Source organism: Streptomyces sp. ASQP_92, assembly GCF_025399895.1.
GTDB lineage: Bacteria > Actinomycetota > Actinomycetes > Streptomycetales > Streptomycetaceae > Streptomyces.
The window spans coordinates 198,871-219,782 of sequence record NZ_JAODUA010000011.1 but is presented as its reverse complement, the minus strand read 5'-3'; the positions used below and the strand labels follow the sequence as shown (position 1 = coordinate 219,782).

12 protein-coding genes and 1 tRNA gene are annotated in these 20,912 nt (G+C 70.4%); 2 read left to right on the top strand and 11 right to left on the bottom strand.

What is annotated here, in order from left to right:
- The first annotated feature begins 58 nt into the window (after window positions 1–58).
- Entirely contained in the window at window positions 59–1,573 is a 1,515-nt protein-coding gene (locus tag N4G70_RS23280; protein ID WP_261714628.1) for a GMC family oxidoreductase, read from the top strand.
- Window positions 1,574–1,933: 360 nt separating this feature from the next.
- Here the strand turns inward: N4G70_RS23280 and N4G70_RS23275 are convergent, their stop codons facing one another.
- Window positions 1,934–2,908 carry an Lrp/AsnC family transcriptional regulator gene (locus tag N4G70_RS23275; RefSeq protein ID WP_261714627.1) on the bottom strand — a complete coding sequence of 325 codons (975 nt, stop codon included), beginning with the start codon at window positions 2,906–2,908 and terminating at the stop codon, window positions 1,934–1,936.
- A gap of 292 nt (window positions 2,909–3,200) precedes the next feature.
- Between N4G70_RS23275 and N4G70_RS23270 the strand changes: the two genes are divergently transcribed.
- Window positions 3,201–3,464 carry a hypothetical protein gene (locus N4G70_RS23270; RefSeq protein WP_261714626.1) on the top strand — a complete coding sequence of 88 codons (264 nt, stop codon included), beginning with the start codon at window positions 3,201–3,203 and terminating at the stop codon, window positions 3,462–3,464.
- Between the two features lie 1,071 nt (window positions 3,465–4,535).
- On the opposite strand, the gene N4G70_RS23265 is transcribed toward N4G70_RS23270, so the two are convergent.
- The 10 genes from N4G70_RS23265 to N4G70_RS23220 all read right to left on the bottom strand — a co-directional run bounded on the left by N4G70_RS23265 (window position 4,536) and on the right by N4G70_RS23220 (window position 20,904).
- Window positions 4,536–4,865, bottom strand: coding sequence for an OB-fold putative lipoprotein (locus N4G70_RS23265; protein ID WP_261714625.1), 330 nt, complete (start codon window positions 4,863–4,865; stop codon window positions 4,536–4,538).
- Window positions 4,866–5,689: 824 nt separating this feature from the next.
- A tRNA-Thr gene (locus tag N4G70_RS23260) sits at window positions 5,690–5,763 on the bottom strand.
- A gap of 95 nt (window positions 5,764–5,858) precedes the next feature.
- Window positions 5,859–7,418 (bottom strand): alpha/beta hydrolase, encoded by a 1,560-nt coding sequence (locus N4G70_RS23255; RefSeq protein WP_261714624.1) that lies wholly within the window; start codon window positions 7,416–7,418, stop codon window positions 5,859–5,861.
- Between the two features lie 190 nt (window positions 7,419–7,608).
- Window positions 7,609–8,814, bottom strand: coding sequence for a DNA polymerase III subunit delta' (locus N4G70_RS23250; protein WP_261714623.1), 1,206 nt, complete (start codon window positions 8,812–8,814; stop codon window positions 7,609–7,611).
- A 263-nt stretch (window positions 8,815–9,077) separates the two neighbouring features.
- On the bottom strand, window positions 9,078–12,422 hold the full coding sequence (gene tmk / locus N4G70_RS23245) for a dTMP kinase (RefSeq protein WP_261714622.1): 3,345 nt from the start codon (window positions 12,420–12,422) through the stop codon (window positions 9,078–9,080).
- A 153-nt stretch (window positions 12,423–12,575) separates the two neighbouring features.
- Entirely contained in the window at window positions 12,576–15,398 is a 2,823-nt protein-coding gene (gene topA, locus N4G70_RS23240) for a type I DNA topoisomerase (RefSeq protein ID WP_261714621.1), read from the bottom strand.
- 188 nt (window positions 15,399–15,586) lie between these two features.
- Window positions 15,587–15,802 carry a hypothetical protein gene (locus tag N4G70_RS23235; protein WP_261714620.1) on the bottom strand — a complete coding sequence of 72 codons (216 nt, stop codon included), beginning with the start codon at window positions 15,800–15,802 and terminating at the stop codon, window positions 15,587–15,589.
- Between the two features lie 260 nt (window positions 15,803–16,062).
- Window positions 16,063–17,562 carry a class I SAM-dependent methyltransferase gene (locus N4G70_RS23230; protein ID WP_261714619.1) on the bottom strand — a complete coding sequence of 500 codons (1,500 nt, stop codon included), beginning with the start codon at window positions 17,560–17,562 and terminating at the stop codon, window positions 16,063–16,065.
- A 94-nt stretch (window positions 17,563–17,656) separates the two neighbouring features.
- The gene (locus N4G70_RS23225; protein WP_261714618.1) at window positions 17,657–18,343 is read right to left on the bottom strand and encodes a small secreted protein; all 687 of its coding nucleotides are present in this window, start codon (window positions 18,341–18,343) and stop codon (window positions 17,657–17,659) included.
- A 167-nt stretch (window positions 18,344–18,510) separates the two neighbouring features.
- The gene (locus N4G70_RS23220) at window positions 18,511–20,904 is read right to left on the bottom strand and encodes a sodium-translocating pyrophosphatase (protein WP_261714617.1); all 2,394 of its coding nucleotides are present in this window, start codon (window positions 20,902–20,904) and stop codon (window positions 18,511–18,513) included.
- Between the last annotated feature and the right edge of the window lie 8 nt (window positions 20,905–20,912).

Sequence of the window (20,912 nt, the reverse complement as noted above, 5' to 3'; positions counted from 1 at the left end):
GGGACGGCTCGCCATCGGGATGCGCCCTCCCCCTCCCACGCATCGAAAGGGTCCTACCTTGTCCCACTCCGTCGAACCGTCCGACGTCCTGATCGTCGGCGGCGGGTCGGCAGGCGCCGTGCTCGCCGCGCGCCTGAGCGAGAACCCCGACCGGCGCGTCGTGCTGCTGGAGGCCGGCCCCGACTACGGCCCCACCCGGTTCCCCGAATCTCTGCTCGACGCCAACCGCATCGCCGATCTCGATCACGACTGGGGATACATCTCACGGGGCGGGCACCTGAGCCCCGAGGTCGCGGCCCTGCGCGGCAAAGTGATCGGCGGGAGTTCCGCCGTCAACGCCGGCGCCGCCCTGCGCGCCCGCGCCCGCGACTTCGACCGCTGGGTCGAGAGCGGGCTGGACGACTGGAGCTTCGCCGACGTCCTGCCGTACTTCCGCGACCTGGAGAACACCCCCACCGGCGAGGACGAGTTCCATGGCCGAAGCGGGCCGATGCCCGTCCGTCAACTGGCCGACTCCCAGCTGACCCCCGCGCACCGCGGGTTCATCGACGCCGCGGTCGCCCTGGGCCACAAGCGGATCGCCGACTTCAACGGTGCCGAGCAGCGCGGTGTCGGAGCCTTCGCGGTCAACGTCCTCGACGGAGTCCGGCAGAACACCGCACTGGTCTACCTCACCCCCGAGGTGCGGGCCCGTCCGAACCTCACCGTGCACGGCGGCGTCACCGTCGACCGGGTCCTGTTCCGCGGCACCAGCGCGACGGGCGTGCTCACCGCCGACGGAACCGCGCACCACGCCGACGAGGTGATCCTCTCCGGCGGCACCTACGGAAGCGCGGCGATCCTGCTGCGCTCCGGCATCGGCCCCGCCGGCGAACTGGCGCCGCTCGGCATCGAGCCCCTCGCCGACCTCCCCGTCGGACAACACCTCCAGGACCATCCCTTCTGCCCCGCGGTGTACGCGCTCGCCCCGGGGCAGGCGGAGATGACTCCGGCCCTCGGTGCGCTGCTGTGGACCGCCTCCAGCGAGGCCGCCGACGGTGAACTCGACCTGAACGTCGTCGCCGTGCACCCCAACGGGGCCCCGTTCATGCCGCCCGGCGGTGTCATAGCCCTGTCCACGGCTCTCGTACTCCCCGACGCGCAGGGCACAGTGCGCCTCACCGACCGCGATCCACTGTCCCAGCCGTTGATCGACCACAACTACCTCGGCACCGAACGCGACCGCCGGCGCATGCTCGAAGGCGTACGGATCGCCCGTGATCTGGCCCGCGACCCGGCCCTCGCGCCGTCACTCGCCGGGCTCCTGATGCCACGCGAACTGCCGGACGAGGACGAGCAGTTGACGCGGGTGATCGAGTCCGGCCTCTCCATCTACGGCCACCCCACCTCCACCGCCCCCATGGGTACCGCCGACTCGCCTCGGGCCGTCGTCGACTCGCGCGGAGCCGTGCACGGACTCGACGCCCTGCGCGTCGTGGACGCGTCGATCATTCCGTACGTGCCGTCCAGCGTCACCAACCTCACGACGATCATGCTCGCCGAACGCATCGCCCACCTCGTCTACGCCCACTGATCACTCCAGGCTGCCGAGAGGCCGTCCACTCGCCTTGATTGTTCGTGAACCCCTCGAATTCCTCACGAATAATCAAGGGGATGGGGATTTCAGCGGGGAGTTCACCTGGAGAGCGCGGTGGGGGCGCGGCGACCGCCGCTGTCCGAAAGGTGCGGCGGTACGGCACATTTCACGCAGCGCCAGCCGTGTCATCAAACCTCTGGTGGAGGAAACAAGGCTCACACTACGGATCTACGTGATCTACGTGATCTACGGGAGCCGGGGGTGCGATTCCCCCCGGGCAACCCGCCCTTTCGCACGCTGCCGAAACCCTGAACTCGTCGACCGACGGGAGCTTCGAACCCGCGCCGCGCCGAATTGCTATGCCGGCGGCTGCTGTGCGCTTTGCAGGAAAGGACTACAGGTTTTCAGGGTCCTCTGAACAGGACTTGTTTCGAGCATGCGGATGGAGTCCAACGCGCTGAGACCATGGGCCAGATAGTCATGCAGTTCACTGGGAGTCCTGCACAGGACGAGGGCCACCAGGTTGGTCGGGCCGGTAGTGGAGGCCAGGAAGGCGATTTCCCTGTGTTGCATCAGGGTGCTCGCCACTTCATTCAGGTGCGAGGGGGCGACCGACATCCACAACAGGGCCTGCGTGGTGACGCCGTACACCTCCGCACTGATCTCGACGTCGAAAGTGAGCATGCCACTGGCCTGTAATGCGGCGACTCGACGCGTGATGGTCGACGAGGACTGGCCGGTCTCGGCGGCGAGATCGGTGTAGCTGATGCGGCCGTTGCGCTGCAAGGCGGCCAGCAGGTGCCAGTCCCCCTGCGGCAGGGACGCGCGGAACTTGGGCTCGTCGGCGACGTCAGGCGAGTCGAGCGTTCGGCGCAGCTGTTCCTGCTGCCCGTCGGTGAGAGCGGTGGTGTGACCCTGCCATGCGGTGGGACCGCCCAGATAGGTATGCAGCAGACGGTGCGCCGATACCTCGGCGATGCTGGCGACACGAGGGATCTCGCGGAACAAAAGGGTGTGGTGCGCCGCGGAGTTCATGACGAAGCATATTTCGGTTCCCCCGGACATAAGCCGCACCCAGGCGGTGTCGTCCCGCCGGGCCAGGCTCTGCGCGACATTCTGCGCGGTGTTCGGGCTGGCCGTGAGCCGCAGAATCCACTTCCCGCCCGACGGTTGCCTCGGGTTCACCACCCCGACAACGCGTAGCGACAACTCGCTGCTCAGCCGCCCGTAACGACGGGCGACCGTTTGCGTGGAGACGCCCAGAACCTCGGCGATCCGGCTGAACGGCGCCCGCCCGTCGATACGGAGGGCATGAATAATGCGGTGGTCCAATTCATCGACTGCGGGGACCGTTGGCTCAGAAAAATCGCCCACTGGCCGTCTAGGGGCAGGCAAGGTTTGCGGCACCAGTTTCCCTCGGGTAGCATGGGACAGGACCTCGTCAATGAGACTTGGGTGTCGACGACGGCGTTTAGCATCACCAGAGCTCCGCGAGCTCCGTTTGATGGTGATGGTCAGCCAGTTCTTGTGATCGATTGATCGTTTACGCTCTGCCGGACTTGGCGCGCGGGCATGGAGTCGGCAATCGCGGTTTAAGAAGTGGCCGTTCCGTGACGCCGACAACATGTCGACCTCGGACGCGGGGCGCAACGATCTGATGGCTCGTCAACAGCGGCGCTGGTTCACCAAATACCGCCACCATCCCCTGAATGACACCATTGAGGAAATGTGCCGTCAGGCCCGCACAACACGCCCGCCTGAGACCCCCTCCGCCCTGAACGACATGGCCTTCCAAGCGGTCAAAGCCGATCAATTCGGCGATATCGCATGCAGCCGCTGCCACCACACCAGCCCCCCGACCAGTTTCCTGAACCCCTACGGACCATGAGCATCGCCACGAAGTGGTGACGCCAGGTCAAGTGGGCCTCGCCAGGGTCCTGACTCTTCGCCAGGGCTCGGACGGCGGAATCCACTAGGTTCAATCTTCGGGCGAGTGTACATGTTCAGGCCCTTCCTGGGTATGGCGGTTCACCGCAGTGGGCGTGTCCCGGGACCCCGTCGATCGGGCCAAAGATCCCCGGCGGCACCTGCGTAGTTGGCTGTGTGAGACCTGTGAAGGCCGTCAACCTGCGTGTGCCGAACCCTTCATGATGGTCCGTCAGTTCTCTGGCGGACCATTTCGGCTGTCTGGGCTGGTAGTTGCCGTGCCGGAGGTCCGACTGCGGCGCCGGTCGGAGGCCGGATTGCGCAACTCCGATTGGGGGCATCCCGTGGGAGTTTGGGTTCCGGCGCCGGTCGGGCGCGTCCAGGCCGAGCCCCGGCAGCCAGGCCGGCGGGCCGGCCGCGAGCTGGGCCCCCTCCGGCCAGGGTCGGCTCTGGGACGCTTTGCGCCGGGGCAGGCGGGGGAGGTCGGCGGTGCGCGGCATCCGGATCCGGCCATCGGCCTTCGGTTCCCGGTCCGGCTTCTCGGTCCTGCTTCCCGGTCCGGCTTCTCGGTCCGGCTTCCCGGGCTCGCTTCCCGGGCTCGCTTCCCGGGCTCGCTTCCCGGGCTCGCTTCTCGGGTCCTGGCTCCCGGCGTCCGGCACGCCGTCGCGCGCGGAGCCGCCTGGCGCGTTCGGTCGTGCGCGTCCAGGCGGTGGCGGGGCAAGGGGGGGGACGGCCTCGTGGTGCGCGTCGGGGGTCCTGCGCCCGGCGGCCCCGAGACACCCTCGGGGCGATGGCCGTCCCGGCCGAGCAGGACAGCCACCGCCGGGTCAGGTACCGCGCATCGACCAACGCCCGTACCTCAGACGGCCCTTGGACGCCCACACCCCTACGTAGCCGCCCCCACACGTGCCCCGGCGGTGAGCAACTGGCCATACGCGCAGCCGAGTTCAGCCTGCACCCCTACTGGGCCACCGGCACGACCGCAGATGTTTCCGGGCGAATCCAGAGGTCGAATTCCGGGGTCAAAAGCGACTCACGGGGAAAGGATTTCGCACTCCTTGATGACCAGCACGGTTCCGTCCTCGCTGAAGACCCGGCATTCCCCCCTGACGGTGACGTTGACGCCCAGGGGGACGCTTCGTACGAGCCGGAACGACTCCTTGATCCGGTGGTCGAACGGCAGCACGAAGATGGCGAGGTGGGGGCCGCCGGGGACGTCCGACACGTCCACCACCGGCGTACCGTATTGGCTTTCACCCGTGCGGATCGAGACTCCCTCAAGAGTGAGGTATTTGCCGTAGTAGGCACGCTCGGCGGCGGCGCGGTCCGCGGTGAATTCATCGTGCAGGTCTCGAATTTTCATGGGTAGCCGCCTTCTCTAGGGTTGCATGATCATGCTGGTCTTAATCGAGTTGCCGTTGACCGGTGCTCCGCGCCTGAGCCCTTCGAATGGTTGGCCTGCTTGGTTGGCCTGCTTGGTTGGCCTGCTTGCGGAGGTCGTCCGCTGTCCTGCTCCAAGTGAAGGGGTGGACAAGGGCGTTCCGGCCGTCGGTGTGCGTGCGGAGCTTGGCGTCGAGGTCTTCGACCGAAGTGTCGGTACCGCGGTAGGGGGCTTGTCGTTCGGCGACGGAGAACCCGCTTGCGAAATTCGTTGAGGAATGATTCAACCGCCCCCACTCGCCGCGGCCATCCTCACCCAACACCCCCGCCGCCGCAGGACGATTCGCCCCAGCCACATCGTCCCGGATCCCGAAGCGGCAAACAAGTATCGGACCCGTACGGGGTGACCCGTTCATCGGCGACGCTCCCCGAACCGACCCGGAGGAAGGGGACCGGTCTCGGCCACCCGGACTGCCGACCGCGGGTCATCCGAGAGCATTTCGGATCGCCGTTGCGGAAGGGGCACGCGGACGACGGTGCCGAAGGGGCGGGCCCGGCCCGAGAGGCGACGCGCCGGAAGGAGGAGGCCTTGATGCCTGGGCGCCGGGCATACCTGACACGCGTAGCCCGCCTGGCCCGCATGGCCCCGGTCCGGGCCGGGCCGGGCCGGACCGGACCGGACCGGACCGGACCGAGACCAGAACTGAGACCGATCACACAGGGTGGCCGCGCAAGACGCCGACGGGCGAGATCCCGAACAAAGCAAAAGCCCCAGGTCACGGCGAGTGAGTCCTGGGGCTTCTACAGAGCCGCCTTCGGGATTCGAACCCGAGACCTACGCATTACGAGTGCGTTGCTCTGGCCAACTGAGCTAAGGCGGCACCGCCCTGCGCACCATGGTGCGAGCAGCAGCGTCGCCAAGTCTACACAGTTTCTGGAGTGGTCCCGACCATGGTCGGGGTGGGGGCCGCGAGGGCTACGAGCAGCGCTTTCCCTTGGCCGGCGGGGTGCCGTCGAGGAGATAGGTGTTGATCGCGGTGTCGATGCAGTCACTGCCGCGGCCGTACGCGGTGTGGCCGTCGCCCTCGTAGGTGAGGAGGGTGCCGGAGGAGAGCTGGGCGGCGAGTGACTGGGCCCACTTGTAAGGCGTCGCGGGGTCGCGGGTGGTGCCGACCACCAGGATCGGGGCGGCGCCCTTGGCCTCGATGCGGTGCGGGGCTCCCGTGGCCTTGACCGGCCAGTACGCGCAATTGAGGCTGGACCAGGCGAAGCCGTCGCCGAACACCGGCGAGGCCTGTTCGAAGCCGGGCAGCGCCGCCGTCACCTCGGTGGGGCCGGTGAAGGACGGCGGCAGGTCCAGGCAGTTCACGGCGGCGTTGGCGAACATCAAATTCGCGTACTTGCCGCTCGCGTCCCGCTCGTAGTACGAGTCCGCCAGCGTCAGCAGGCCCGCGCCGTCGCCGCTCATCGCGCGGGACAGGGCGGTGCGCAGTTCGGGCCACGCGCTCTCGTCGTACATCGCGGCGATCACTCCCGTGGTGGCGAGGGCCTCGCCGAGCGGGCGGCTCTGACCGGTGGGGATGGGCTTGGCATCCGTGGTCTTGAAGAACTTCCGCAGCCGGTCCGACGCGTCCGCGACGGAGTCGGCGCCCAGCGGGCAGTCCTTCTGCTTGATGCAGTTCGCGGCGAAGGACTGGAAGGCGGTCTCGAAGCCCGCGGTCTGGTCGCGGTTCATGTTCAGGGACGACAGGGCCGGGTCCATCGCGCCGTCGAGGACGAGCCGCCCGGTGCGGGACGGGAAGAGCTCGGCGTACGTCGCCCCGAGGAACGTGCCGTACGAGGCGCCTACGTAGTACAGCTTGCTGTCGCCGAGGACCGCCCTGAGCACGTCCATGTCACGGGCCGCCTCGACGGTGGAGACATGCGGCAGGACCTTGCCCGACTTGGCCTCGCAGCCCTTCGCGAAATCCTTGAACGCCTGGGCCAGCGCCGCCTGTTCGGCCGCGTCGTCGGGGGTCTGGTCGACCTGCGTGTACGCGTCCATCTGCTTGCCCGTCAGGCATTCGACGGGTTCGCTGCGCGCCACCCCGCGCGGGTCCACAGCCACCATGTCGTAGCGCGCCCGCACCGGTGCGGGGTACCCGATGCCCGCGTACGACTGGAGGTAGCCGACCGCCGAGCCGCCCGGCCCGCCCGGGTTGACCTGGAGCGATCCGATCCGCTTGCCCGGCCCGGTCGCCTTGACCCGGGCCACGGCCAGGTTGATCGAGGGGCCGGCGGGTTTCGCGTAGTCGAGCGGCGCCTTCATCGTGGCGCACTCGAACTTGGCCACACCGCACGCCCGCCAGCTCAGCTTCTGCGTGTAGTACGGAGCGAGGGCCTCGGACGACGGGGTGTCTCCCGGGCCAGCCTTCGTGGCGTCGTGCGCGGAGGCGGTCGCGGACGTGGACGAACTGCCCGACGAGCAGCCGGAGATGAGCAGGCCGGCCGTCGCGGCGGCGATGGCTGAAGTACGGAGCAGGCGCCTTGAGTCCATCTGCGGAGCGTATCCGGCCGGTGACGCGATGTACGTGGTGCGCGGCGGTGCGGCTCGTACGGGTGATCCGGTCAACCTCGGCCGCCTGCCCCTGACAGTTCCGGGGTTGTCGAGCCACCGCCGACGCGGCCACCGGCGCTCGGCCTGCTCGCCCCCGTGCCTCCTGTCCCCCGTCCCCCTTCGTCCCGCCTCAGCCCGCTCGTAGGGCCAGCGTCATCGACTCCACCGCGAGCAGCGGGGCCACATTGCGGTCCAGGGCCTCGCGGCAGGCCAGGATCGACTCGATCCGGCGCAGGGTTCGCTCGGGCCCGGATGCCCGGGCGACCCGCTCCACCGCGTCCCGTACGTCCTCGTTGGCGATGGGCACCCTGGTGCGCAGTTGCAGGGCGAGGACATCGCGGTAGAAGCCCGTCAGCTCGCTCAGGGCCAGGTCCAGGCTGTCGCGCTGCGTGCGGGTCTTGCGGCGCTTCTGCTTGTCCTCCAGCTCCTTCATCACTCCGGCGGTACCGCGCGGCATGCGGCCTCCGGCGACGCCTCCCATCGCGGCCTTGAGCTCCTCCGTCTCCTTGACGTCGACCTCTTCGGCCATCTGCTTGGCGTCCTCGGCGGCGGTGTCGACGAGCTCCTGCGCGGCCTTGAGGCAGCCGCCCACGTCGTCCACGCGCAGCGGCACCTTCAGGACCGCGGCCCGCCGGGCCCGGGCGGCCGAGTCGGTGGCCAGGCGGCGGGCCCGGCCGATGTGGCCCTGGGTTGCGCGAGCCGCCGCGTAGGCGACCTCGGGCTCGACGCCGTCGCGACGGATCAGCACGTCGGCGACCGCCTCGACCGGCGGGGTGCGCAGGGTGAGGTGGCGGCAGCGGGACTTGATGGTGGGGAGCACGTCCTCCAGGGACGGCGCGCACAGCAGCCACACCGTACGGGGGGCGGGCTCCTCCACGGCCTTGAGGACGGCGTTGGCCGCCTGCTCGGTGAACCGGTCGGCGTCTTCGATGATGATGACCTGCCAGCGGCCGCCGGACGGCGACATCTGGGCGCCCCGCACGAGTTCCCGGGTCTGCTTGACGCCCACGGTGAGGCCCTCGGTCGTGATCACCGTGACATCGGCGTGCGTACCGATCAGCGCCGTATGGCAGCCGTCGCAGAAACCGCAGCCCGGCGCGCCGCCCAGCGCGCGGTCCGGGCTGACGCACTGGAGGGCCGCCGCGAACGCCCGGGCCGCGGTGGGACCGCCCGAGCCGGGGGGGCCGGTGAACAGCCAGGCGTGCGTCATCTTCGACGCCTCGGGGCGCGGCTCGCCGGCACGCTCGGCGGTGACCAGCGCATCGGCATCCCGGGCGGCGGCAGCCAGCTGCTCCTGCAACCGATCCTGGCCCACCAGGTCGTCCCAAACGGCCATCTACTGCCCCTCCGTCCCCTCATCGATCCGGTCGCTGCTGCGCCCCATTGTGCGCCACCCCACTGACAACGGACGTCGGCGGGCAAATCCCCCGCAGGTCGGGGTGGGTCGCCGGCAAGTGCCCGTGCGGTCGGCGGCAACCGCACGCCCTGCGGCACTGCAACTCTAGAAAATCCCGGGCCCCGAAACGATCGTGCTGGCACGCAATTCCATCTGCGTACCAGCACGAGTACCCCTGGGGGGCCACCACGAGTTTCCGGGGGTCAGCGCTTGCGGCGGCCGCCCCGGGGGGTGTCGTCCTCGTCGTCGTGCGAGCCGAGGAGTTCGTCGGCCAGCGTCGGCAGGTCGTCCAGCGGGGTCTCCTCCGCCCAGTCCGAGCGTCGGCGCGACCGCTCCTGGCCCGTCGCCGGGTCGATCTGGGGCAGTTCGCGGGTGCGCTCGTTGCCCCCGTCCACGGAACCGCCCGGGCCGCGCTCGTCGCGGAAGAGGCCCGGCGGCACGCGGTCCGAGGGATCGGCGCCGCGTACCGGAGGCAGGACCGCCGTCTCGTCGGCGGCCCGCGCCTCGCGCCCCGCGTCGTGTCCCGCGTCGGGCACCGACGGCAGAACCGTCGTCTCCTCGGCGTCGGAGGCCCGCCCGGCCCGCGCATCCGGTTCGGGCACCGGAACCGGCTGGGTGATCTCGTTGGGCTCGGCCACCGGGACCTGCTGGGTCACTTCGTTCGGGCTGACCACCGGGGTCGGAACGGTGATCTCCGACTCCGAGACGTCAGCGGCGCCGGAGGAACCCGCGAGCCTGTCCGTGGGTTCCGGGCGGTCCGACCGCCCGGAACGGGCCGACGGCTCGGCCCGCCCGGATCGAGCCGCACCAGCGGCCCCGGACGCCCCGCCCGAGCCGGTCGCGCGCGAGGGACCGGACGTCCCGGCCGCACCCACCGCCCCGGCCGCGTTCGCGGCGGCCGCACCGGCCTGCTTGGCTGCCGCCTCCTCGGCGGCGGCAGCGGCCGCGGCCTCCGCGAGCCGGCGGGCCTGCTCGGCGCGCAGCAAGGCCTCCTCGGCCTTGCGCTGCTTCTCCAGGCGGCGCGCCTCCGCCTCGGCCCGCAGCCGGGACTCCTCCTCCGCCTGCTTGCGCAGGCGTTCCTGCTCGGCCGCGCGCGCCTTCTCCTCGGCCTCGCGCCGGACCCGCTCCTCCTCGGCGAGCCGCCTGGCCTCCTCGGCCCGTCGCCGGGCCTCCTCCGCCTGGCGCTCCTCCTCGCGGCGGCGCGCCTCTTCGAGCTCGCGCCGCTTGCGCTCTTCCTCCTCGGCACGGAGCTTGGCGAGCTGTTCCTGGCGCTCGCGCTCCAGGCGCTCCTCCTCGGCCTTGCGCGCGGCCTCTTCCTCCGCGCGCTTCCTGGCCTCTTCCTCGGCCTTCCTGCGCGCCTCCTCCTGGGCCCTGACCTCGGCCTCGGAGAGCGGCAGCATCTGGTCGAGCCGGTGGCGTACGACGGTGGTGACGGCCTCCGGCTCCTGGCCCGCGTCGACCACCAGGTAGCGCCCGGGGTCGGCGGCGGCCAGCGTGAGGAACCCGGACCTGACCCGCCCGTGGAACTCCGGCGGCTCCGACTCGAGCCGGTCCGGCGCCTCCGTAAAGCGCTCGCGGGCCGTTTCGGGCGAAACATCGAGCAGAACGGTCAGATGCGGTACGAGTCCGCCCGTCGCCCACCGGTTGATGCGGGCAATTTCGGTCGGAGACAGATCACGACCGGCCCCCTGGTAGGCCACGGACGAGTCGATGTAGCGGTCCGAGATGACGATCGCGCCGCGTTCCAGAGCGGGCCGCACCAGCGAGTCGACGTGCTCGGCGCGGTCGGCCGCGTACAGCAGCGCCTCGGCGCGGTTGGACAGGCCGGCCGAGGACACGTCCAGCAGGATCGACCGCAGCCGCTTGCCCACCGGTGTGGCGCCGGGCTCTCGCGTGACGACGACCTCGTGGCCCTTGGCGCGGATCCATTCGGCGAGCGCCTCGGCCTGCGTGGACTTGCCGGCCCCGTCGCCGCCCTCAAGGGCGATGAAGAAGCCGGTGGCGGCCGGTGCCTGCACGGGGTCGGCGCCCCGCACCGCGTCGGCCAGGTCGCGCCGCAGGGGCACTCCCTGGCGGTCGTCGGCCTTGGCGAGCACCACGGCGGCCAGGGGCAGCAGGAGCGCGCCGACCAGCATCAGGGTGAATCCGGCGCCGCCGTGCGCGAACACGAACGATCCCGACTCGACCCGGTGGCTGCCGATGGCCGCGGCGAGCAGGGGCGCGACGATGGCGCCGAGCCCTATCGCGACCCGTACGACCGCCTGGAGGTGCTCGGCGGTGCGGGCCCTGCGGTATTCCTCGGTCTCCTGGTCGATCAGGACGTGCCCGGTGTTGGCGGCGACACCGGCGCAGACGCCCGCGACGAGCGCGATGAACAGCACGGTCGCGAGGTCCGGCACGAGGCCGAGGGCGAGCAGCGCGATGCCGGTGACGGCGATCGCCAGAGAGAGCAGACGGCGCCGGGACAGCACCGGAAGGATCTTGGCGGCGGTACGGATGCCGAGCACCGTGCCACCGGTCAGAGCGAGGACGAGAAGCGCCAACGCGGCCGGGCCACCGCCCAGGTCCACGGCGTGCAGCACGGCGACGGAGGCGGCCGCGGCGATGGCGGCGGCGACCGACGCGCAGGCGAGCACCAGCAGCGGGACCGCTCCGGTGCGGCCCGTGTCGGGGCCGTTGCCGCTGCGGGGCCTGCGCAGGCCCTCCAGCGGCGAACGCGCGCGCGGCGTCTGGGTGCCCGGCAGTTCGAGCAGCGCGACCACGGAGATCGACGCGGCGAAGAGGCCGGCGGCGAGGTACGAGCCCAGCGCGGCCTGGTGGAGCTTGAACCAGTCGATGCCGGTTCCCAGCAGGTTGCTGATGAGGGCCGCGACGAGCAACGCGGCCGCGCCCAGCGGGATCGCGACGAAGGTCGTCCGCAGCGAGAGCCTGCGCAGGGCGCCGAGGTGGTCCGGCAGCGGCCGGACGGCGGCGCCTTCCAAAGGAGGCGCGGGCAGCAGCGCGGGGGCGGCGCTGTCCTTGGCGACCGTCCAGAACCGTTCGGCGACACCCGCCAGGAAAGCGGTGATCAGGATCAGGAGCAGTGCGTGGCGCGGGGTCCAGTCGATCCACAGGGGGGCGACGATCAGCAGCGCGGCCCGTACGCCGTCGGCGCCGACCATCGTCCAGCGCCGGTCGAGCGGGCCGCCCGGCGCGGTGAGCGCGGAGACCGGGCCGAGCAGCGCGGCGCCGAAGAGCACCGTCGCGAACGCCCGGGCGGCGAGCACCGCGGCGACGGCGAACGCGGCGCCCCGGTATCCACCCCCGAACGACTGCTGCTCCACGGCGGCTTGCAACGCCAGCAGCAGCGTGACGAGTACGGCGAGGGCGTCGCCGATCCCGCCGACGAGTTGGGCGCTCCACAATCGTCGCAGTGGCGGGATGCGCAGCAGGGCGCGTACGGCGCGCTCTCGTGAGTCTGCGGTCAGGGCGTCGGAGGTGGGGTGCACGTCCGTGGGGGTACCCACTGCTCCTTGGGAGCTTGGGGGATGCTCGGCTCCTCGCGTCATCCGCCCAGCCTATCCGGAGCGTGCCGGTCCTTGAGGGGGTGCCCGAACATATGGGCGGACCACGTGACTCGGGCTCCACCGGGGCTCGACGCGAAACGGGGGGCCGGGGGCAGCTGCCCCGACCCCCCGCCCACCATCGGTCCAGCCCGCGGTCTACTCCGCGGCCGTGGCCTTCTTGGCCGCGGTCTTCTTCGCGGGTGCCTTCTTCGCGGCGGCCGTCTTGGACGCCGTCGTCGTCTTCTTCGCCGCCGTCTTCTTGGCGGGTGCCTTCTTCGCGGTGGCCTTCTTGGCCGGGGCCTTCTTCGCCGTCTTCTTGGCCGGTCCCTTGGCGCGCTTCTCGGCGAGCAGCTCGAAGCCCCGCTCCGGGGTGATCTCCTCGACGCTGTCGCCGGTCCTGAGCGTCGCGTTGGTCTCGCCGTCGGTGACGTACGGGCCGAAGCGGCCGTCCTTCACCACGACCGGCTTCTCGCTGACCGGGTCGACACCGAGCTCCTTGAGCGGCGGCTTGGCGGCGGCGCGGCCACGCTGCTTGGGCTGGGCGTAGATCGCCAGCGCCTCGTCGAGCGTGATCGAGAAGAGCTGGTCCTCGGTCTCCAGGGAGCGCGAGTCGGTGCCCTTCTTCAGATACGGCCCGTAGCGGCCGTTCTGCGCGGTGATCTCGACACCCTCGGCGTCGACGCCGACCACGCGGGGCAGCGACATCAGCTTGAGGGCGTCGTCCAGAGTGACCGTGTCCAGGGCCATCGACTTGAAGAGCGAGGCGGTGCGCGGCTTGACCGCGTTCTTGCCGGTCTTCGGGGTGCCCTCGGGCAGGATCTCGGTGACGTACGGGCCGTAGCGACCGTCCTTGGCGACGATCTGGTTGCCGCTCACCGGATCCGCGCCCAGCTCGAAGTCGCCGCTCGGCTTGGCGAGCAGTTCCTCCGCGTACTCGACCGTCAGCTCGTCGGGCGCCAGGTCGTCCTGGACGTCCGCGCGCTGGTGGCCCTCGGAGTCCTTCTCGCCGCGCTCGACGTACGGGCCGTAGCGGCCGACGCGCAGGACGATTCCCTCGCCGACCGGGAACGAGGAGATCTCGCGGGCGTCGATCGCGCCGAGGTCGGTGACGAGCTCCTTGAGCCCGCCCAGGTGGTCCCCGTCGCCGTTGCCGGCGGCGGAGGCGGTACCGGCCGTCGCCGCGTCGCCCTCGCCGAAGTAGAAACGCTTCAGCCACGGCACCGACTGGGCCTCGCCCCGCGCGATGCGGTCGAGGTCGTCCTCCATCTTGGCGGTGAAGTCGTAGTCGACGAGCCGGCCGAAGTGCTTCTCCAGGAGGTTGACCACGGCGAAGCTCAGGAACGACGGGACGAGCGCCGTGCCCTTCTTGAACACATACCCGCGGTCCAGGATCGTGCCGATGATCGAGGCGTACGTCGAGGGACGCCCGATCTCGCGCTCTTCCAGCTCCTTGACCAGCGAGGCCTCGGTGTAGCGGGCCGGCGGCTTGGTCGCGTGGCCGTCCACCGAGATCTCCTCGGACGACAGGGCGTCGCCCTCGGTCACCTGCGGCAGTCGGCGCTCACGGTCGTCGAGCTCGGCGTTCGGGTCGTCGGCGCCTTCGACATAGGCCTTCATGAAGCCGTGGAAGGTGATCGTCTTGCCGGACGCGGTGAACTCGGCCTGGCGGCCGTCACTCGCCCGGCCCGCGATCTTCACGGTCACCGAGTTGCCGACCGCGTCCTTCATCTGGGAGGCGACGGTCCGCTTCCAGATCAGCTCGTAGAGCCGGAACTGGTCGCCGGTCAGGCCGGTCTCGGCGGGAGTGCGGAAACGATCACCCGAAGGACGGATCGCCTCGTGCGCCTCCTGCGCGTTCTTGACCTTCCCCGCGTAGGTGCGGGGCTTGTCCGGCAGGTAGTTGGCGCCGTACAGCTGCGTCACCTGCGCCCGGGCGGCCGAGATGGCCGTGTCGGACAGCGTCGTGGAGTCCGTACGCATATAGGTGATGAAGCCGTTCTCGTACAGCTTCTGGGCGACCTGCATGGTCGCCTTGGCGCCGAAGCCCAGCTTGCGCGAGGCCTCCTGCTGAAGCGTGGTCGTACGGAACGGGGCGTACGGCGAGCGGCGGTAGGGCTTGGACTCCACCGAGCGCACCGCGAAGGAGGAGTCGGCGAGAGCGGCGGCCAGGGACCGCGCGTTCGCCTCGTCCAGGTGCAGGACGTCACTCTTGAGTTGTCCGTCGGGGCCGAAGTCACGGCCCTGCGCGACGCGCCGGCCGTCGACCGTGTTCAGCCGTGCCACCAGCGTGGACGGGTCGGAGGCGTCGCCCGTCCGACCGGTGGAGAACGTGCCGGTCAGGTCCCAGTACTCAGCAGAACGAAACGCGATGCGTTCGCGTTCCCGCTCCACGACGAGACGGGTGGCCACCGACTGGACGCGCCCGGCGGACAGCCGCGGCATGACCTTCTTCCACAGGACCGGCGAGACCTCGTAGCCGTAGAGGCGGTCGAGGATGCGCCGGGTCTCCTGGGCGTCGACCATGCGCTGGTTGAGCTCGCGCGGGTTGGCGACGGCATCCCGGATGGCGTCCTTGGTGATCTCGTGGAAGACCATCCGGTGGACCGGGACCTTGGGCTTCAGGACTTCCTGCAAGTGCCACGCGATGGCTTCGCCCTCGCGGTCCTCATCGGTGGCGAGGAAGAGTTCGTCGGACTCGGCCAGAAGCTCCTTGAGCTTCTTGACCTGGGCCTTCTTGTCGGCGTTGACGACATAGATCGGCTGGAAGTCGTGTTCGACATCCACGCCGAGCCGGCGCACCTCGCCGGTGTACTTGTCGGGCACCTCGGCGGCGCCGTTCGGCAGGTCGCGGATGTGCCCGACGCTCGCCTCGACGACATAACCGGGGCCGAGGTAGCCCTTGATCGTCTTCGCCTTGGCAGGAGACTCGACGATGACGAGTCGGCGGCCGCCCTTTGCGGTCTCGCTGGTCGGGGACAACTTCGCTCTTCTCTCCGGTCGGCACTCGGGTGTCAGTACGTGACGCTGCGGAGTGTGACGGTACAACCCGCCCCCGTGTCAAACAGCAAAAGGCCGCAGCGGCCACTCGAACGGTAACCCGACTTACCGCGATCCTGCCGCCCGGACCGTCCCGAAGCCTTCCGAAAAGCGTTTCATCCCCTTTCGGGCTAGATCCGGGCGAAGCACCAGACGCCGAGCAAAAGGAATGCCACACCGGAGAGGCTCGCGAGCACCGCCGCCGGAACCGGCGAGGCGCCGTGGGCGACCGGGATGCGGCGGCACACACAGGACGCCGTCCACAGCAGCAGAGCGCCTCCGAACAGCACGAACACCGCCCCCGCGAAGACGGCCGGCCCCGTCTCGGTCCCTCCCAGTGCGTTCATGAACACGATCCTGGACACCGCACGCCACCCCCGGGCAGAACCCGGGCCGCATCGCGGCGAACGCCGGGTGAACGGTCACCCGATCATGCACATTTCAGCCAGATCCCCCTTCCCAGCGGGCCCGGGCCCGGCGTGCCCCCGGACCCGGACCCCGGGCCCGGACCGGGGGCCCGAATGTCCGTGCCCCCGCCGGGACTTCGTCCTCACCCAGTCCGTCGGGCGGCCAACTTCCCTCCCCGACGCCCTCCCATTCGTGCCCCCTACTCGGCCACCGGCTCCAGGAAGCCCTGCTCCACCAGGAGTCGGATGGATTCGGGGGTGCGGTCGCGCAGCAGTACCGGGTCCTCGTCGATCAACTGGGCGATCGCGTCCAGGATCCGGCCCGCCGACAGCTCGCCGTCGCAGACGCCGGCGAAACCGGCGCCCACCGTGTCGACCTTGGTGGCCCGGCGCATGCCTCGGTTCTGACGGAGCACCACATGCTCCGGGTCGTCGGCGCCCGGCAGCCCCACCTGCTCCTGCACGACCTCTTCGGCGAGGCGGAACCGGTCGGCGAGCAGCGCCGCGTCATCGTGGCGGCGCAGATAGTCCTGCCGCTCGAAGTACGCCCGCACGGTGTCGCCGAGCGGCTGCTCGACCGGGTGCGGCCACTCCTCCGCCACGATGGACGGCCGGTCGCTGTCGGTGCGGCGCAGGGTGATCCAACCGAAGCCGACCGCCTTCGTCTTGCGCGCCTCGAACTCGTCCAGCCATGCCTCATAGCGCTCCGCGTAGCGCGCCGGGTCGCTCTGGTGGTCCCCGGCGTCGCGCAGCCACAACTCGGCGTACTGGGTGATGTCCTGGACCTCGCGCTGCACGATCCAGGCGTCGCAGCCGCGCGGGACCCAGGAGCGCAGCCGGTCCTGCCACTCCTCGCCCTCGACGTGCTGCCAGTTGGCCAGGAACTGGGCGTATCCGCCGGGGTTGAGCCGCTCACCCGCCTGCTGAACGAGCGTGCGGCACAGATCGTCCCCGCCCATCCCGCCGTCGCGGTAGGTCAGCCGGGCGCCGGGCGAGATCACGAAGGGCGGGTTGGAGACGATGAGGTCGTAGGTCTCCTCGCCGACCGGCTCGTACAGCGAGCCCGTCCGCAGCTCGGCCTCCGGCGCGCCCGACACGGCGAGGGTGAGCCGGGTGAAGTCGAGGGCGCGCGGGTTCAGGTCGGTGGCGGTGACCCTGGTCGCGTGCTGTGCGGCGTGCAACGCCTGGATGCCGGAGCCGGTGCCGAGGTCGAGGGCCGAGCCCGCGGGCACCCGGACCGTGAGGCCGGCCAGCGTCGTGGAGGCGCCTCCGACGCCGAGCACCATGGCCTCGTCCCGCCCGCTCGCCCCGCCGGCGCCGCCCACCGCGCAGCCCAGGTCGGAGACGATGAACCAGTCCTGCCCCTCGGGACCGCCGTAGGGCCGGACGTCGACCGTGGCCCGCACCTCGTCGCCCGCTCGGACCACCCAGCCGTCCGCGAGGGCCTCGTCGAGCGGCAGGGCCGCGCGGGCGCTCTCGTACCCGACGGGCCGCTGGAGCAGGAAGAGCCGCACCAGGGTGTCGAGCGGGGTCCGCCCGCGGGTGGCGCGCAGGGCGGGGACGGTCTCGCTGCGGGCCAGCGCCGCGTACGCGGGGGCGCCGAGCAGGTCGAGCAGGCCGTCGGCGGTGAAGGCGGCGGCGAGCAGGGCGTCGCGCAGGCGGGCTGCGTGACCGGGCGCGGGAAGACTGGTCGTACTCACCCCGCCATTGTCGCCGCTGCCTCTGACAATCCCCCTCACGGCCGCGGCCCGGCCCCCACGAGGGAGCCGGGCCGCGGTCGATGGCGCGCGGAGGTTACGACTTGGCGCTCTGCGCGGCCGAGGGCGACGCGGAACCGGAAGGCGAGGCGGAACCCGAGGGCGAGGCGGAACCCGAGGGCGAGGCCGACTTGTCGGCCGGCGCGCCCGCACCCGAGCCCGAGGGCGCGGGGGAAGAGGGCGTCTGCTTCTGGCAGCCGGGCTGCTTCTGCATGGCCTTGCCGACGTCGCCGGACTCCAGCTTCTTCAGGGACGCGTCACCCGTCGAGCTGATCTTGCCGAGCTCGGTCGCGATGTCCTCCAGGCCCTTGGCGAACGCCGCCTGGTCCCCGGCGTTGAGCGCGTCGACCTTCTTCTTGAGGTTCCCGTACGCCACGGAGGAGGCGTTCAGCTCCTTGACGGCCTCCTGCTGGGTGGTGGCGCCGTCCTTGACCGGCGGAGCACCGGCCTTGTCGACGGCTGCGCCCAGCGCCTTGTAGGCGTCCGAGATCTGCTGGAAGGCGGCCGAGTCGGTCTTCTGCACCTCGGCCGGCTTGCTGTCGTCTCGCGTCTGCGCCTGGATCGCGGCGTTGGCGTCGGTGATCTTCTTGAACTGGGGCTGGGCCGTGTTGCAGAAGGTCTTCGCCCAATCGTCGACCTTCTTGCTGGAGTCGTCGCTGCAGCCCGACAGCGTCAGGATCAGTACCGCACCGCCGGACAGTGCGGCCGCAAGCTTCTTGTTCACCGGTTTGGTCCCTTCCAAGGCTCTCGGCCCCGGAACATACACGCCAAGTGGGCGACAATCGCTTGCCGTCCGTGTGATCTGCCCCCTATTGCAGCCATTTGCACCAAGCGAAACGGGCGGACGGTGTGTCAAACCCCACCGCCCGCCCGCCCTTTGGTTGTTGACGGTTACGAAACCACCGCCGGGTCCGCCGGCTTCGCCACCCGCTCGTTGGTGCCTTCGTCACCCACGGCCACGCTGCGCCGCTTCGACACGTACACCGCGCCGATGATGACCAGGATCGCGAGCCCCGCCACGATCCCGCGGACGGCCGGGTTCGCGTCGTCGCCGTAGCTGAACTTGACGATGGCCGGCGCGATCAGGAGCGCCACCAGGTTCATCACCTTGAGCAGCGGGTTGATCGCGGGGCCCGCCGTGTCCTTGAAGGGGTCGCCGACGGTGTCGCCGATGACGGTGGCGGCATGGGCGTCACTGCCCTTGCCGCCGAAGTGGCCGTCCTCGACCAGCTTCTTGGCGTTGTCCCAAGCACCGCCCGAGTTGGCGAGGAACACCGCCATCAGGGTCCCGGTGCCGATCGCACCGGCCAGGTACGAGCCGAGCGCGCCGACGCCGAGCGTGAAGCCGACCGCGATGGGCGCGAGCACCGCGAGCAGGCCGGGGGTGGCCAGTTCGCGCAGCGCGTCCTTCGTACAGATGTCGACGACTCGCCCGTATTCCGGCTGCTCGGTGTAGTCCATGATCCCGGGGTGTTCGCGGAACTGCCGCCGCACCTCGAAGACCACGGCCCCCGCGGAGCGGGACACGGCGTTGATCGCGAGCCCCGAGAAGAGGAACACGACCGCCGCGCCCAGCATCAGCCCGACCAGGTTGTTGGGCTGTGAGATGTCCATGCTCAAGGTCAGTTCGCCGGCCTTGGCGTGGACGTCGTTGACGGCCGTCCCGATGGCGTCCTTGAAGGAGCCGTAGAGCGCCGAGGCCGCGAGGACGGCCGTGGCGATGGCGATGCCCTTGGTGATGGCCTTGGTGGTGTTGCCCACGGCGTCCAGGTCGGTGAGCACCTGGGCGCCCGCTCCCGTGACGTCGCCGGACATCTCCGCGATGCCCTGGGCGTTGTCGGAGACCGGGCCGAAGGTGTCCATGGCGACGATCACGCCGACGGTGGTCAGCAGGCCGGTGCCGGCCAGGGCCACCGCGAACAGCGCGAGCATGACCGAGGTACCGCCGAGCAGGAAGGCCCCGTACACGCCGAGACCGATCAACAGGGCGGTGTAGACGGCCGATTCGAGGCCGATGGAGATACCGGCCAGGACGACGGTGGCGGCCCCGGTGAGCGAGGACCTGCCGATGTCCTTGACGGGGCGCCGGGTCGTCTCGGTGAAGTACCCCGTCAGCTGCTGGATCAGCGCCGCGAGGACGATGCCGATGGCGACGGCGACCAGAGCGAGGATCCGCGGGTTGCCGTCATGCGTCTTGATCACCTCGTCCGTGACGCCGTTCAACTGGGCGTAGGTGGACGGCAGATAGACGAAGACCGCGACGGCCACCATGGCCAGCGAGATCACCGCCGAGATGAAGAAGCCGCGGTTGATGGCCGACATTCCGCTGCGGTCGGCGCGCCGCGGGGCGACCGCGAAGATACCGATCATCGCGGTGACCACGCCGATCGCCGGGACGATCAGCGGGAAGGCGAGGCCCGAGTCGCCGAACGCCGCCTTGCCGAGGATCAGCGCCGCGACCAGGGTCACGGCGTAGGACTCGAACAGGTCGGCTGCCATGCCGGCGCAGTCGCCGACGTTGTCGCCCACGTTGTCCGCGATGGTGGCGGCGTTGCGCGGGTCGTCCTCGGGGATGCCCTGCTCGACCTTGCCGACCAGGTCGGCGCCGACGTCGGCGGCCTTGGTGAAGATGCCGCCGCCGACACGCATGAACATCGCGATCAGCGCGGCCCCGAGCCCGAAGCCCTCCAGGACCTTGGGCGCGTCGGCCGCGTACACGAGCACGACGACGGAGGCACCGAGCAGGCCGAGGCCCACCGTGAACATGCCGACGACGCCACCCGTGCGGAAAGCGATCTTCATCGCCTTGTGGGAGACCGTGGTGAGATCTTTTTGGGGTTCGCCTTCGGCGGGAGTCGCCTCTCGGGCGGCCGCCGCGACACGCACATTCGCGCGCACGGCGAGACGCATCCCGACGTATCCCGTCGTCGCCGAGAAGACGGCGCCGATCAGGAAGAACACGGAACGGCCTACGCGCTGCGACCAGTTGTCGGACGGCAGCAGGAACAGCAGGAAGAACACCACGACGGCAAAGATGCCGAGGGTGCGAAGCTGCCGGGTCAGATAGGCATTGGCGCCTTCCTGTACGGCTGCCGCGATCTTCTTCATCGAATCGGTGCCCTCGCCCGCGGCGAGGACCTGGCGCACCAGCAATTGCGCGACGATCAGGGCCGCCAGCGCGACAGCCGCGATGACGATCACGATCAGCCGGTTGCCGTCGGTCAGGACCGCGGCAGCCAGGGATGTGGGGTGGTCGAGTTCCGTTGGGTTGAAGAGCCCCGCCATTCGTCCTC